This is a genomic window from Thalassotalea loyana, assembly GCF_030161435.1.
Classification (GTDB): domain Bacteria; phylum Pseudomonadota; class Gammaproteobacteria; order Enterobacterales; family Alteromonadaceae; genus Thalassotalea_G; species Thalassotalea_G loyana.
In genome coordinates this window covers 502,202-516,429 of sequence record NZ_BSSV01000001.1, presented here as the reverse complement: position 1 = coordinate 516,429, position 14,228 = coordinate 502,202, and the positions used below count along the sequence as shown (strand labels likewise).

The following is a 14,228-nucleotide window of genomic DNA, read 5'->3' as shown; positions in this document are numbered from 1 at the left end:
ATTATTCTCCTAATTCCTGTAATCGTTGACGAGCAAATGCCATGGAAGAGTCGGAAATCCCAGCTAAGGATATTGCATTTTTGTAGGCATTTTTTGCTAGTTCAAAAGCTGAGCTGGCATCATGGGCAATCGCAAGCCCCAACCACCAACGCCCATCATTGGGCTGCAAGCTTGTTAACCTTTGATAGGCATTAATAGACACTGGATATTGCTCCAATTGCTGTGCTGTACTGGCAATCATGGCTTGATATTCGACATTATTAACGTCTTTCAACACCAGTAATTCGTTCAGCGCATTCATTGCCTGCCCTGTAGTTAAGTATATACGCGCTTTCATAAGGCGAAAATCGCTATTGTTATAATCCAGCGCACTACCTTGTTGCAATAAGTTCAAGGCAGCTTGATAAGCCTTTCTACCAAACCATAACGCGGCGAGCTGTTTGCGAATCTCATGTTGGTCTTGGTCAATCAACAAAACATCTTCATACAGTTGCTCAGCCTTAGCTAACTCATTGTTAGCGATTGCTTTTTCAGCTTGTTCAGTTTTACGTTCAATTAACTGTTGAGGTGATAGTTGCTTACGGGCAACGGTCATAGTAGGTTTGACTTGCTCAACAGGCGGTGTCTTCGCTTCAGGCGGTGTCTTCGCTTCAGGCGATGCTTGCGCCTTACTTTCATTTACGTTTGCCACAGGTTTGGCAACGGCTTTTGATGCAGTAACTATTTCTTGACTCGTTTGTTCAGTATGGGATGAAGACTTCACTTCAGGTTTACTTTCGACAGGAACCTCTTGCTCAACCACTGTTTGGGCTGGTTGTTGCACTGTTTTTTGTACTGTAGACATTGTGTCATCATTTGATGTGTCGTTATTTAACACGACAGGCTCGCTAGTTTTCTCAGTGGCTGGCTTTTTAGCCACTGAAACTTGCGGCTGAGGTTGGTTCTGACTTGCCTTTAGCGTTTGGTTTTCGCTATAAATTTGCCAAACAAACCAACCTAAAACGTTCAACACAACCAAGGCAATCACAACGAGTAAAAGCGTAGACTTTTTATTTTCATGCGTCTGAACAACCTGATTGGCTGGGCCACTCATAGCTTGTTCAGGTTTACGCTCATCTAAGTCTTTTAACATCTGATTGATAACGCTCAACTAAAAATCTCCTAAATATTGCCAACTAATGGCGGTCGTGGTTAAGGCTATCATTACTGTGGCAAAATAAAGTCCATAACGCTGCCAGAAACTTAACTTAGCATCCTCAGTATCCTTAGCGGCCATTGCTAAATGCTTAGTGGTAATCTGATGCGTCCCTTCACCATAAGCCAACATTAACATCTTATGACATAACACATTGACCAGGCGAGGGATGCCTTTGCTTGCCGATGTTAACTTCTTACAAACTTTCGGCGTAAATAGCTGTGGACCTTTGTAACCTGCGATTTGCGTACGATGTTGAATGTAATGTTCCACTTCAGCTGCATTCATCGCACGTAACTGATAAGAAAACGTAATACGTTGCCTCAATTGACGAAACTGCTGCGTTGCTAAGCGCTCATCAAGTTCTGGTTGAGCAAACAAAACCACTTGTAAAAGTTTACGAGATTCAGTTTCTAAGTTAGTAAAAAGCCTGAGTGCCTCTAAACTCTCTTCTGGTAGGGCTTGGGCTTCATCAAGAATTAGTACGACAGAATGCCCCTGCTGATGCAGCGCGAGTAAACGTTCCTGAATTCGTTGTGTCAACAATTGGCTATTCATTCGCTGTGCTTGCTTTACCCCTAGTTCGCTTGCCACAGCTCTGCGCAATTCATCAGGGTTCAAATAGGGATTTGGAATATAAGCCGTTACAAAATGCTCAGGGATTTCATTGAGCAATTTTCGACACAATAGTGTTTTTCCTGTGCCAACTTCACCTACAACCTTTATAAAACCTTCGCCGGTTTTTAGCGCCGTTAACAAAACAGCAAAAGCCTCAGTGTGAGGCTTTAGTCCTAAGTAAAAACTTGTATTTGGCGTCAACGTAAAGGGTAATTGCGCTAACCCAAAATGGTACAGGTACATATGCTTACCTTAGTTAGCAATTACTCACTCTCAGGAAACCATTGTTTCAGAAGCTGACGTGCTTCTTTCAATTGATTAGTCCAGGTTTCTTGACCGATTACTGTTGGCTTAAGCATGATCACTAATTCGCTCTTGCGAGTTGTTTGGCTTTTACTCTTAAATGCCTCGCCTAAGAATGGAATATCACCCAGTAGCGGTGTTTTAGATTCTAAATCAATTTTACGCGTTTCAATTAAACCACCAATAACAACAATTTCGCCTGATCGTGCACGAATAATCGTATCCGACTCACGAACGCTGCTTTGCGCTAAAGGTAAAACGATATCTTCGTCACTGATACGAATCGTCTTAACTTGCTCGTCAGTTAATGTAACCGATGGATGAACATGGAGAATCACTTCGCCGTCTTGGTTAATTTGTGGCGTTACATCCAATGCAATACCTGAGAAGAAAGGCGTTAAATCTACCTCTGGCGTAACAGTGGTTGATGTACCTGTTGTTGTCGTGCTCGATACATCTGTTACAAAGTACTCATCTTCACCAACCTTAATCACAGCTTTTTGATTGTTTGTTGCTGTAATTCTTGGGCTAGAAAGTACTTGTACGTTGCCTTGTGTTTGCAATAAATCAATCACACCAGAGAAATCTGAATTCTCGAAACCAATAGACGTGGTACCACCTATAGCACTAGAAATCACATTGCCTACAACATTGCCTGTTGTCGAAAAAGTGAAGTCAGTTGAGCCAACATGGCCTAAAATATTATCCCACCTAACACCTTGCTGATAATCATCATTAAGCGTCACTTCAAGGATTTTTGCTTCAATGATAACTTGTCGACGTAAATGGTTCTGAGAGTCATCAATAAAGCGTTTAACCGCTTTAATTTCTTCTGGGTATGCTCTGACGGTAATCAAACCTGCTTGCGGAGAAACAATGACCGAGCGGCCATCTTCTTCGCCTACTAGCGTCACAAGTGTGTCTTTCAACTCCGTCCAAAAGTCAGATTCATTTTCGGTATAGATATTAATGCCACTCGCCGAGTTATCGCCACTTGAACCATAACCGCTGCCATTGTTATTACCGTTGTTATTGCTTCTTCCAGAGTTATTATTGCCTGAATTATTATTGTTATTGCCTGAATTCGGATCGTTTTCAGAGACACCACCTGAATTTATGCTTGTGCTCGATAAGCCGAATCGCTTCACGAACAAATAATCCAGCGGAAAGGTTTCTGTGCGCATGCCCGCAGGATAAACTTGAATGACGTTACCACTTGTACGAATGTCATAGCCGTATAATTCGGTGACAACATTAATTGTTTCTTCTAAAGTCACGTCTTGAAGGTTTAACGTAATAGTTCCTGTAACATCAGGATGAACAGCCACGCTATACACAGAGTCTTCAACTAAAGCTGCAAAAAAGTTTTTCGCTTCCACACCGCTAGCTGCAATTTCTAGACGCTTCTCTGCCAATAGGCCTTGTCGCGCTTGTTGCATACTTTGTTGCATTAAATCTTGGCGCACTGCATTAGGCACCGAAGTCAACGCTTTTGGCATTGCTTTCTTTTCTTGCGCAATAGCATCATCAAGTGCATTGTTCACATCTTTGGGAGCTTCAGGTACCGTTTGACAACCAGCTAAAACCAACGCGCAAAAGTAGTAATGTATCCCTGACTTCTTTATTATTTTATTCATTATTTCTTAACCGATTCCGCAAACAATTTGAGGGTCATTTGACCTTCTGATGACTCTAATTTAACTAGGTTCTTATCGATATTGATAACTTTGTACTGTTCAATACGATCGCCCTTTTGAACAAGCTGACCACTAACAATCGCCTTGCGATTTCCATTACTTACAACGATTGATTGTAGTACTAATTTTTGCTGTTCCACTGCTTTGCTTGATTGCTTCACGCCAAACAAAGGTTTAGTAGGATCGACGGAGGCATAGCTAAAACCACTAAACACGAGGCCAATAACAAGCATTATTAATAACTTATACACCGAGAAACTCCTTCTGTGTGCTCAAGCTATACAGAGTTATGGTTAATTCACCATTTGGGTATTCAACTAACTGATAGTCAAAATTTTGCCAAAAAAACTTCCATTTCAACGATTCAAGCTCTTGTAGATAGTCACGTAAAACAAAATACTTGCCTTTTAACTTGAGTGTAATTTCATGCTTATAAAGGCCAGAGTGTTGAGTCGTTTCGACTCCTTCTGCATCCTGAGTGGTTGCCTGACTCACAAGTAGAGATTGTGCTGGTTTTACTTCAAATGACAACAGTGACACACCACGATGCATATTAAGCAACGAAACCAGTGCAGAACGCATTGCAACAGGATCAATTAATTCAGAGGTTAAGGTGAGAAGCTGCTCATCAATCTCTGTGATTTTTTGCTCATAATTTGCTATTTCTCGCTTAACAGTGATATTCGGATCTTGAGCCAGCTTCAACTCAATATCAGCAATTAACGACTGAGAATTACGATTATCTTGTTTGATTTTTGAAATTTGCGATGTTTGAGAGGTTATCGATATCATTTTTGGGTCGATAACTAACATGAACGGCAGCAGCACTACTAAACCAAAACCACAGAGTACAATTAAGTATTTCTCACGCGGCGTAAGCGTAAGAAACTTATCGCAATATTGTTGCCATCGTTCCATCATTACTTATCTCCTAGCGGCGCAGTGCCATCGCTCATATCAGAGCTTACGCTAAATTCCGTATAGTTTTCGTCATTTTCAACTAACTGAAAATGATTGAAATGTTGTCCTGATAACAATACGGAATTCTCAAAGCCCGATAACCATTGTGGCACAGCATCTGGAGTTTTGGCGATTCCTGTAAAACTAATTTGTGACGTATTGAAAATAGCGCTTTGCAGACTAATGTCACGAGAGTGAAAATTAGCAAGCTCTGTCATTGCTTGAGCAAACCCCGTCACTTCTGTTTTATCTTTATTTGTTAATTGAGCAAGTAACGCAGTCTTGTTCGTCACGATAACTTTTAATTGCTCTCGCTTTGCAAGTAAGTTACTACTCACTTTATGTTTTGCAAGCTGAGCTTGTAGCGATTCCATCGTTTGCGCTAATTGACGCTTCTCAGCCGTAAGTTGTTTCTTTTCAGACGCTAGACTTTGCTCTTCCCAGGTTAGATAAAAGCTCGCACCAACCACTACAATTAGTGCTAAAACCCACCCAACAGCAACATTTTGCAATGTTAATAGTTGGCGCTCTGGCAGAAGCTCAGGCTGTAACAGGTTAATTGTTGTTTTTACACTCATACCGTTTCACCTTGCTCTACCTGAGATAAATCATCATGTTGCGTCATCAACCCTAATGTCACAGCAAACTCTCGGTAGTTTTCAAAACCTTCTGGCATTTCAAAAAGCTCAACAGCGACGTTAGTATTCTCAGATAACTTTCGTGCGATAAAGCTTTCGTTATCATTTGGAATAAGTACTTTGATTGTTTTAATCGGCGCTTGCTTTAATTGGCGCTCGAAATAATCTGTTGAACGTTGAATCTCTAGACTGATGCTATCGACCATACCAAATGACAATTCGTCTTGTGATTTCTGTGCAAGCTCACTAAAACCGCGTAGTCTGCGATGGAAAAACACTTGCCCATTTTTCACAATTAAAATGATAAGCTCTTCATTTGGCTGTTGCACGAGTAACAGGTGTGCATCATCTTGCAACGATAAGAGGTTTGCGAAGGCAAATTCTTCTGTGCTGATCATGGAAATTTCAATGTCTTGATCATGAAGTTCGGTAACAAAACCTGCTAATTCAGTTTTTGATGCACAAACAACATTTAGTTTTTGTGCCCCCCCAGAGAGTTGAGGGCCATCAAAATAATCGACAATCATATCGTCAGGAGCAATATTTACTAACTCTTTGATTTGCCATTTTAATGCCTGATTCATTTCTTCATCTGAAACGTTGGGTCTATCAATCTGAACAATGTGATATTGGGTAGGTGCAAGCACTATTCGGCAATCGCCCGACAAGCCTAGCGATGAACTTAAGACGTGAAGTGTTTTCTTAAAGTCACCATCAACCAAGTTGAGTCGTTGAACGTCTTGAACAGATTGTCCCGCGATATGGCAATAAGCAATACCTTGCTTGGTCATACTAACGCCAAGTTTGTTAGTCGACTGTTTTTTTCCAAACATTTGCGCGAACTTATTTTTTATAGACATTAATTTGTTATAGTTAGAAATATGATTATCGCATAGTATTCATTATCCCTCTTTCGCTTATTCGCGCAAGTTTTTTTGACGAAATGACGATAAAAAACTCAACTTTTTCATAGCCTTTTATGTCAACGCCAAGCCCAATCACCCCCTTACACCACCCACTATTTGAACAAGCGAATATTTCAGTTTGTATAAAGCGTGATGATCAAATCCACCCTATTATTTCGGGCAATAAGTGGCGTAAGTTAAAAGGTAATGTTGAGCTTGCGTTACAGCAAGGTAAGAAAGGCATTGTCAGTTTTGGTGGCGCCTACTCAAATCACATACATGCACTATCTTATGCTTGCAAAATCAATGGGCTATCGTCAGTTGGCATTATCCGTGGTGAACAACATTTTCAAGAAAATGCGACGCTTTCTCAAGCTAAGTCGTGGGGGATGAATTTGCAATTTGTCGACCGAGCGACCTACAAACTGCGTCACGATGAAGCCTTCTTAATCCAGGTACGCGATAACTATCCTGACCATTTAATCGTACCTGAAGGAGGTACGAACGATGCCGCATTAACTGGGGTTGGAGAAGTTATGGATGAGCTTGAAACTCAACTTGAATTTGACACCATTATTACCCCTGTAGGAAGCGCTGGCACCATTGCTGGATTAATTAAATCCGACAAAAACAAACACAATATAGTAGGTATTAGCGTGCTGAAAGGTGCCCAATACCTTGAAGATGAAGTAAAGAAATTAATTCAAGATGATACCAACCAAACAACAAACTGGGAAATATTGCATGATTTTCACCTTGGAGGTTATGCAAAATTTTCAACGCGTGATATTCAACACCTCGCCCAACTGAACAAGCAACTTGGAGTAATGTTTGAGCCTATCTACAGTGGTAAAATGTTACTGGCTTTCATCTCTTTGGTAGAACAAGGGTATTTTTCATCAGGCGAAAGAGTCGTATTACTCCACACCGGTGGCCTTCAAGGAATAAACGGGATGTTGGAAAGAAATATTCTGCCTAGTTCCCAATGGCCTTGGCAACTTGTGCAATAGGCTCGGTGAAATAATGTCCCTGTCCGCCTTGTACACCTAATTTAGTCAAGGTCCGCCACTCGTTTTGGTCCTCAACCCCTAAAGCGTATATCTTGACTTTCAGCGGTTCGCACAAAATTTTCATACTTTGCACAAAGACCTGGTTTTCAGGTTTTTGCTCGATGTTCATGACAATTGAGCGATGAAGTTTGACATAGCGAATTGGTAACTGCTTTAAATACTGTGCGCTCACTACATATTGCCCAACTTTATCAGCTAATAGCTGTACCCCAAGTAAGGTTAATTTGAACAATATTGGCTTCAATTCAGCAAGATGATTTACCAGTTGGTATTCACTTATTTCGATAATTAAACGCGGCGCTATATGCTGATTTTGTTTCAGTTCATGATGTAGTTTCTCAACAAAGTTTTTATCTAATAGAGAATCAACTGATAAATTAAGACTACAGCAATCTTGCTTGTCTGGCTCATATGTCAGCAGTTTGCATACTTGTTTAAACACTAATAAATCGATAGGCGCTGATAAACCGCATTTTTTGGCCATAGGTAGAAATACACGAGCACTGATAAGCTCACCTTGCTCATCCCTGACTTTAGTTAACACCTCGTGATGTAAAATATTATCTGAAAATCGTTCAATTACTGGCTGAAAAAATATCACAAAGCTATTGTTACGTATGGCATTTTCAAGGAATGTTCGCCACTTTAATGATCCCTTTGCACTTTCATGGGCGATTTCACCATCGTCATACATAAACCACTGTGAAGGCCCTTGTAACTGGGCTGTTCGTAATGCCATATCAGCTTCTGCTAGTACCTGAAACGACTTATCACCAGACTTAAAGTAGCTTACACCCACGTGACAAAAATCATCTTTATTAATGCCTACGGGTAGAATGATATTTAAAATACCTTTTAGCAGCTGTTGTGCTAGTTTTTCTGCTTCTTTGACAAACACGTGTGGCACTAACAATGCGAGCTCATATTCTTGGCATCGTGCTAGATAGAAGTTAGCGCGATTTTCAAATCGCTTCTCAATACTTTGGATGACCATTTCGACAATGTGAATCGCTTGTTCATGGCCATATAATGAATGAATGGTATCACAGCCCTGACACTGGATAATGTAAACGGCGCCACGAGCATCTTCTTCAGCCATCAACGCACTCAATCGACTGGTAAAATAAGCTTTATTGCCTATACCTGTTTCATCATCAAGTAAGGCACTTTCTTTAATCGCTTTGTCGAATAAACTGTCTTGATTTTGAGCGTGTAACATCGACTTTCGTAGGTGATTAATCGCGTAACCTACCGGGTGTTCTGTTGAGACAACAGGATAATTCCCTTGTACTATTGCGGTGTTTGCCCAATGCTCTATCTCTGTTATTTCTCGAAGAGAATTATCGACATAAACGGCGCTATTCCTAGCAACAACAATCAGCAGTATTCCAAATCCTAAGGTTAGCACCACAAAAACTGGAGAACTCACGATTTGATACCATATAGCGGGAGCTAAAACGACCAAATCTGGCGCTATATTAGTCTCTTTAGATATCCAGTTTGTTTTCAAATCGGGCTGCTCAAACACTGCTGCGCCTTGCCAGTTAACCAATTGAATATTCGTATTTTCCAAGTAATTTGCAATAAGACTTGATTGTGCTGAAGGTTGAATGACAGAACTAACTAAAAGTAATGTTTGTTGATGTTGCTGATTGATTTGCCATGACAATACGCTTACCGATAATAAGTAGCCAGCCAACAAAAAAACACCAAGCAGGTGAAAAATTTTTTTCTGTGTTTTTTTGACTAGCTGTGTCATGCAGCACCATTCTTTTTAAAAGCGATCAGTTAATTGTAGCAAGTAATCATTATTGCACCTGACATTTTACATCATTCATGATCATTTAATGGTCAGCTCACTCACCTTTATCGGCACGAGTATGGAAAAAATTTAGGCAAAAAAAAACACCGTCCTAAAGGAACGGTGTTTTATCAACAAAAAAGTAAAATTATGCTTCAGCGATAACGTTTACTTTGATGTTTGTGTCTACATCTGTGTGTAAGTGAATTGCGATATCGAATTCACCTGTTTCACGGATTGTACCTAAAGGCATACGTACTTCAGACTTAGCAACTTCAACGCCAGCAGCAGTGATTGCATCAGCGATGTCTTTTGTGCCAATTGAACCGAATAACTTACCTTCGTCACCTGCTTTAGAAGCAATTGTAACTTCAGCTAATTCAACGATCTTAGCAGCACGAGCTTCAGCAGCAGCTAAAGTTTCAGCTAATTTAGCTTCTAATTCAGCACGACGAGCTTCGAAGTGCTCAACGTTTGCTTTAGATGCAAATACAGCTTTACCTTGAGGTAATAAGTAGTTACGCGCGTAACCAGACTTAACTGTTACCTTGTCACCAAGGCCGCCTAATTTGGCGATTTTATCAAGAAGAATTACTTCCATTTTCAAAACCCCTTATTAGGTTACTTGTGTAAATCAGTGTACGGTAATAATGCTAAGTAACGAGCACGCTTGATCGCACGACCAAGTTGACGTTGGTATTTAGCACTTGTACCAGTGATACGGCTAGGAACAATTTTACCACTTTCAGTGATATAGTTTTTTAGTGTTGCGATATCTTTGTAATCGATTTCCGCAGCACCTTCCGCTGAGAAGCGGCAGAACTTACGACGTCTAAAAAAACGTGACATGGGATTTCTCCTAATTAATCATTTCAATCTGTTGGGCATGCAAGACAAGAATTGGATTTCCGTTTCTTGTTTCGTGACGATTTAAAAAACCTGTCACTCTAATTTGCCTACCTTCAGTTAATTCACTTGTTAAGTGTTGTGACCAATCGCCTGTTGCCACTACTTGCATTCTGACGAATGCTTGTCGGTTCATCTGAGCTTCAACCTGCATTGAACGATGTTCAATCGTAAATTGGCAATGATGAATCCCGACTGGGCTTGATGTTAGTTTTGGTGCTTTAAACACCATAGCTTCCATCGTTAGGCTATTTTGCGCCACAGATTACTTATTCTTCGCTTGCAGCTTCTTCAGTTGCAGGAGCAGCAGGAGCTTCAGTAACCTCTTTCTTAACTTCACGACGGTCTTCTTTAGCAGCAGCCATTGCTGAAGCTTCAGTTACCGCGCCTTTAGTGCGCATGATCATGTTACGAATAACAACATCGTTATAACGGAAAGAAGTTTCTAGCTCATCAATAACTGACTGAGGCGCTTCAACGTTCATTAGAACGTAGTGTGCCTTGTGTAGTTTGTTGATTGGGTAAGCTAATTGACGACGGCCCCAGTCTTCAAGACGGTTAATTTGACCTTCGGCACCAGTGATAAGATCAGTATAACGCTGGATCATACCTGGTACTTGTTCACTCTGATCAGGGTGAACCATAAATACGATTTCGTAATGACGCATTACGAGCTCCTTACGGTTGTAGTCTCTTATCTGGCTCAGCCTCTCACCAGTATTGAGACAAGGAACAATAATATGTAGGCTGAATTAAGGTCGCGTATTGTAGGTAAAATAAGCGCCAATTGCAATCTATTTAAACACTTGAATGTTAGACAGGTTATTTAGGTTGGTTGAGCGGCAGATAATGGTTGAGAAAAACCCTCTCGCCGCTGACTTCATCTAGTAGCGGATAATCTGGCAAGAAGCTTTTTTTCTTTTTTATTTTATTAATTTGTTCGGTCACACATGCTTTCGTTGCTTTGGGTTTACAGCGTTTTGCGAGTTGGCTAAATAAATGGGCGTTGACATACCCCTCGAATATAACCCGCTCATGCCATATTGCCTTATTATCACTAAAATCTTTTCTAAACATTTGGCATAAAGTCGCTTGGCAGTTCGACGGCTCTGGCACAACCTCAGTAACAAGTAAATCAATACTTGAATCACCAATTTGACTGTTTATCGCAGCAAACAGATCGCGACTGGAAACGAAAGACACACTGACAAAATAAGGTGTAAATTGCTTTTGAAACGCTAACGATATTAATTCAGCAACAGGTTCATACGTTCCAGCAACGCCCACAGCTTCAACACCATTACGCATGAGTTTAGTCAGCGCCCATTGAATATCTGCTGTATTTCTTCGGTAGCGCGTAATAATTTTGGGTTTGATGTTATGTTTCGCAAGCGCACGGATATACTCCTGCTCAACGGTTGACCCAAATTGATCTGCTTGGACCAATATCCCTATCTGTCGAATTTTTTTTTGAACAACTAAAAAATCAACATGTCGTTCGACTTCATCTTGGTAGCTAGCTCTATAATTTATTATTGAGGGAGCATCATCACCTCGTAAAAATTGAGCACCGGTAAAAGGAGTGAAATAAAGTAAATTTTCTTTTTTTACCTTATTAAAAACCGCATGACTTGTCGGCGTTCCAACATAATTAAATAGGGCAAATATCTCGAAATTTTTCAACAAAATATCAGTGTTCTTTTTTGTCAAATACGGCTCATAGCCATCATCAGTTTTGATCATTTCAATCAACTGACCATGGATACCGCCTTCCCCATTTAATCGTTCAAAGTATTTGGCAGCACCTAAGTTTAATTTACTACCTAATTGAGCTGTGGGCCCTGAGGTGGCATTCGAAACGCCCAATAAGATTTTATCATCTTGATGGCTAAAGCTGTTGAACGAGCATAGGTAAAGCACGAAGAATATGGCTAAATAAACGTAGTAAATAACGATAACTCCAAGTTAAATAATATTGATATCAAGTACGTTTTTTATAAGTTTCGTCGAATATTAATGTTAATGCAAATTCTCCTAAGCCACAAAACACCTTAGCTACAGACCATTTCACCCTAACAGCTTTATTGATTAGCCACACTAAAAGTATGGACTTTGTCGAGAACGTCAGCGAAAACACATCTATTTACATTTAAAATCACAAAAAAAGAAGAAAGATGAAGCTTTTGTTACAGAAATATGACATTTTTATTTCAAAATTAGAAAAAGTCGACTAATTTTAACAATAAGAACGATAAATTAAGGGATTAGTTATGCCTTCTCGCACGCTTTCGCTCAAGCGAAAATTACTTATATTATTAATGTCAGTTATTACAGGCTTATTAATACTCCTCATCACCAACAACCTGTTCTCCCATCAAATTAGGCAACTCGATAACGCCAAGCAAATCGTGCAATCGATTGAAGTAAGCGCGCTTCAATTACGTCGTAACGAAAAAGACTTTATCATACGCCAGGACTTAAAATATGGTGAGAAGCACCAAAAAAACTTTGAGCTGTTGTTAGCTGATCTTGATGAACTAGCTAAAATTAATGAGTCATTAGACGCGAACATCCCAGTACAGCAGCTAAAACAGTATCTTGTTGAATATAGAAATCAATTTAAAGCACTTGAATCAGCAATGATAACTAAAGGCTTAGATAAAAATTCAGGTAAATATGGTGAATTAAGAGCTGCCACACATAACATAGAGAGCATACTACAAGCGCACAACGATGCTGAAAATACGGTGACCTTATTGATGATAAGACGTCATGAAAAAGACTATATGCTGCGAGGCGAAATAAAGTATGTAGAGCGATTATATGCAACAGTGGAAGAACTAAGAAGCTCATTGAGGGCATATCCCGAAGCTATTGCTTATCTCGATCAATACCAACTCGCGTTTACCAATTACTTTGAAATGGATAGAACAATAGGCTTAGATCAAACAAGCGGTATTCGAGGGGAAATGCGCGCGGCTGTTCACCAATCAGAACAATTGTTAAAACAGACGATTGCTAGTGCCAACGACACAATTGCCAGCAGAGAAGTCGTGGCATTTTGGGGCGCGTTACTATCATTTATCGTAATTTCAGGCGCACTCACAACATTCATCTTCAAGTTAATTGGAATTATCACTTCACCGATAAAAAGTGCAGTTGAAGCAATTGAACAAATAATCTCAACCCGTGACTTCTCTAAACAAGTTGTTAAAGAAACTGAGGACGAGTTTGGTCAAGTTATCGATGCCATTAATAACTTCATTACCTTCACGCATCAAATGAATATTGCCGTAGAGGAACTAAGAGAAGTGAGTAATGCTGCACAAGATCAAGCAAGAATAACGGAAGACAGTCTGAGACAGCAGTCGATAAAATCAGAGCAAGTATCGGCAGCAACCGTACAACTTGAAGCATCGACGAGCGAGATTGTTGAGAGTACTCAGTCTACAGCCAAGACAGCAAAGTTAATCTCTAAGCAAGCACATCAAGGTACAGATCAACTCAATGAGCTCAATGCTTTTTTATCTGAAAATGCCCAAGACCTTGCAGACTCAGCCAAAGATATCGATGCACTAGAAGCAAAATGTTTGTCTATCAATGAGTTTATTGAAGAAATCAAAGGTATTGCAGATCAAACTAACCTTCTAGCACTGAATGCCGCGATAGAAGCAGCCCGAGCAGGCGAATTAGGTAAAGGCTTTTCAGTCGTTGCAGATGAAGTAAGATCCCTGGCTAATCGGACACAAACCTCAACAGAACAAATAACGAATATCATTAATGAGCTCCAACATTTCACCGCAGATGCGGTTAAGAAAGTAAATGTTTGCAGTCAAAATAGCCTAGAGAATGTTGCACAAATTGAAGCGTCGTCGGCCACATTAAATGACATTATTTTGGAAGTTGATACTATTCACGACCTGACAGAGCACATTGCAAGAGCGGTTAAAGAACAGAGTACAGCCATTCATGAAATCGCCGAGAATATCACTGACATTAAAGACGGAAGCGATCAACTCGTGGGTCAAGCCAAATCGAGCCTTCACTCATCTATTTTGGCGAACAGAAAAACCGAACAGTTGCTTGAGTTAAAATATCGGTAACCTTCCCCTGATACGAGTGTCTTAGTGGCACT

15 protein-coding genes are annotated in these 14,228 nt (G+C 40.2%); 2 read left to right on the top strand and 13 right to left on the bottom strand.

What is annotated here, in order from left to right; all coding sequences use genetic code 11:
- Position 1: 1 nt before the first annotated feature.
- The 7 genes from QQK05_RS02290 to QQK05_RS02260 are packed head-to-tail and all read right to left on the bottom strand — an operon-like array spanning position 2 to position 6,244.
- Positions 2-1,150: a hypothetical protein gene (locus QQK05_RS02290; RefSeq protein WP_284295757.1), complete on the bottom strand. Its 1,149-nt coding sequence runs from the start codon at positions 1,148-1,150 to the stop codon at positions 2-4.
- Entirely contained in the window at positions 1,151-2,056 is a 906-nt protein-coding gene (locus tag QQK05_RS02285) for an ExeA family protein (protein ID WP_284295756.1), read from the bottom strand. It lies immediately after the preceding gene.
- Between the two features lie 20 nt (positions 2,057-2,076).
- Positions 2,077-3,753 carry a pilus (MSHA type) biogenesis protein MshL gene (mshL, locus tag QQK05_RS02280; protein ID WP_284295755.1) on the bottom strand — a complete coding sequence of 559 codons (1,677 nt, stop codon included), beginning with the start codon at positions 3,751-3,753 and terminating at the stop codon, positions 2,077-2,079.
- Positions 3,753-4,064 carry a hypothetical protein gene (locus QQK05_RS02275; RefSeq protein WP_284295754.1) on the bottom strand — a complete coding sequence of 104 codons (312 nt, stop codon included), beginning with the start codon at positions 4,062-4,064 and terminating at the stop codon, positions 3,753-3,755. Before QQK05_RS02275 ends, mshL begins: the two co-directional genes overlap by 1 nt.
- Positions 4,057-4,734: a type II secretion system protein GspM gene (gene gspM / locus QQK05_RS02270; protein ID WP_284295753.1), complete on the bottom strand. Its 678-nt coding sequence runs from the start codon at positions 4,732-4,734 to the stop codon at positions 4,057-4,059. Before gspM ends, QQK05_RS02275 begins: the two co-directional genes overlap by 8 nt.
- On the bottom strand, positions 4,734-5,351 hold the full coding sequence (locus QQK05_RS02265) for a PilN domain-containing protein (RefSeq protein WP_284295752.1): 618 nt from the start codon (positions 5,349-5,351) through the stop codon (positions 4,734-4,736). Before QQK05_RS02265 ends, gspM begins: the two co-directional genes overlap by 1 nt.
- Entirely contained in the window at positions 5,348-6,244 is an 897-nt protein-coding gene (locus QQK05_RS02260; RefSeq protein ID WP_284295751.1) for a hypothetical protein, read from the bottom strand. The genes QQK05_RS02265 and QQK05_RS02260 overlap by 4 nt, the downstream gene beginning before the upstream one ends.
- Positions 6,245-6,390: 146 nt before the next feature.
- Between QQK05_RS02260 and QQK05_RS02255 the strand changes: the two genes are divergently transcribed.
- Positions 6,391-7,326, top strand: coding sequence for a 1-aminocyclopropane-1-carboxylate deaminase/D-cysteine desulfhydrase (locus QQK05_RS02255; RefSeq protein ID WP_284295750.1), 936 nt, complete (start codon positions 6,391-6,393; stop codon positions 7,324-7,326).
- Here QQK05_RS02255 and QQK05_RS02250 read toward each other — a convergent pair.
- The 6 genes from QQK05_RS02250 to QQK05_RS02225 form a co-directional block, all read right to left on the bottom strand.
- Entirely contained in the window at positions 7,292-9,145 is a 1,854-nt protein-coding gene (locus tag QQK05_RS02250) for an EAL domain-containing protein (protein WP_284295749.1), read from the bottom strand. The genes QQK05_RS02255 and QQK05_RS02250 overlap by 35 nt on opposite strands.
- A gap of 190 nt (positions 9,146-9,335) precedes the next feature.
- Complete coding sequence (gene rplI / locus QQK05_RS02245; RefSeq protein ID WP_284295748.1) at positions 9,336-9,788, bottom strand: 50S ribosomal protein L9; 453 nt, start codon at positions 9,786-9,788, stop codon at positions 9,336-9,338.
- Between the two features lie 20 nt (positions 9,789-9,808).
- Positions 9,809-10,036, bottom strand: coding sequence for a 30S ribosomal protein S18 (rpsR, locus tag QQK05_RS02240; protein WP_193023113.1), 228 nt, complete (start codon positions 10,034-10,036; stop codon positions 9,809-9,811).
- A gap of 10 nt (positions 10,037-10,046) precedes the next feature.
- The gene (priB, locus tag QQK05_RS02235; protein WP_284296426.1) at positions 10,047-10,334 is read right to left on the bottom strand and encodes a primosomal replication protein N; all 288 of its coding nucleotides are present in this window, start codon (positions 10,332-10,334) and stop codon (positions 10,047-10,049) included.
- 28 nt (positions 10,335-10,362) lie between these two features.
- A complete protein-coding gene (rpsF, locus tag QQK05_RS02230) occupies positions 10,363-10,761 on the bottom strand; it encodes a 30S ribosomal protein S6 (RefSeq protein ID WP_284295747.1) in 399 nt (132 codons plus the stop codon).
- Between the two features lie 154 nt (positions 10,762-10,915).
- Positions 10,916-11,959: an ABC transporter substrate-binding protein gene (locus tag QQK05_RS02225; RefSeq protein ID WP_284295746.1), complete on the bottom strand. Its 1,044-nt coding sequence runs from the start codon at positions 11,957-11,959 to the stop codon at positions 10,916-10,918.
- Between the two features lie 404 nt (positions 11,960-12,363).
- Between QQK05_RS02225 and QQK05_RS02220 the strand changes: the two genes are divergently transcribed.
- The gene (locus QQK05_RS02220; RefSeq protein ID WP_284295745.1) at positions 12,364-14,196 is read left to right on the top strand and encodes a methyl-accepting chemotaxis protein; all 1,833 of its coding nucleotides are present in this window, start codon (positions 12,364-12,366) and stop codon (positions 14,194-14,196) included.
- The last annotated feature ends 32 nt before the right edge of the window (positions 14,197-14,228 follow it).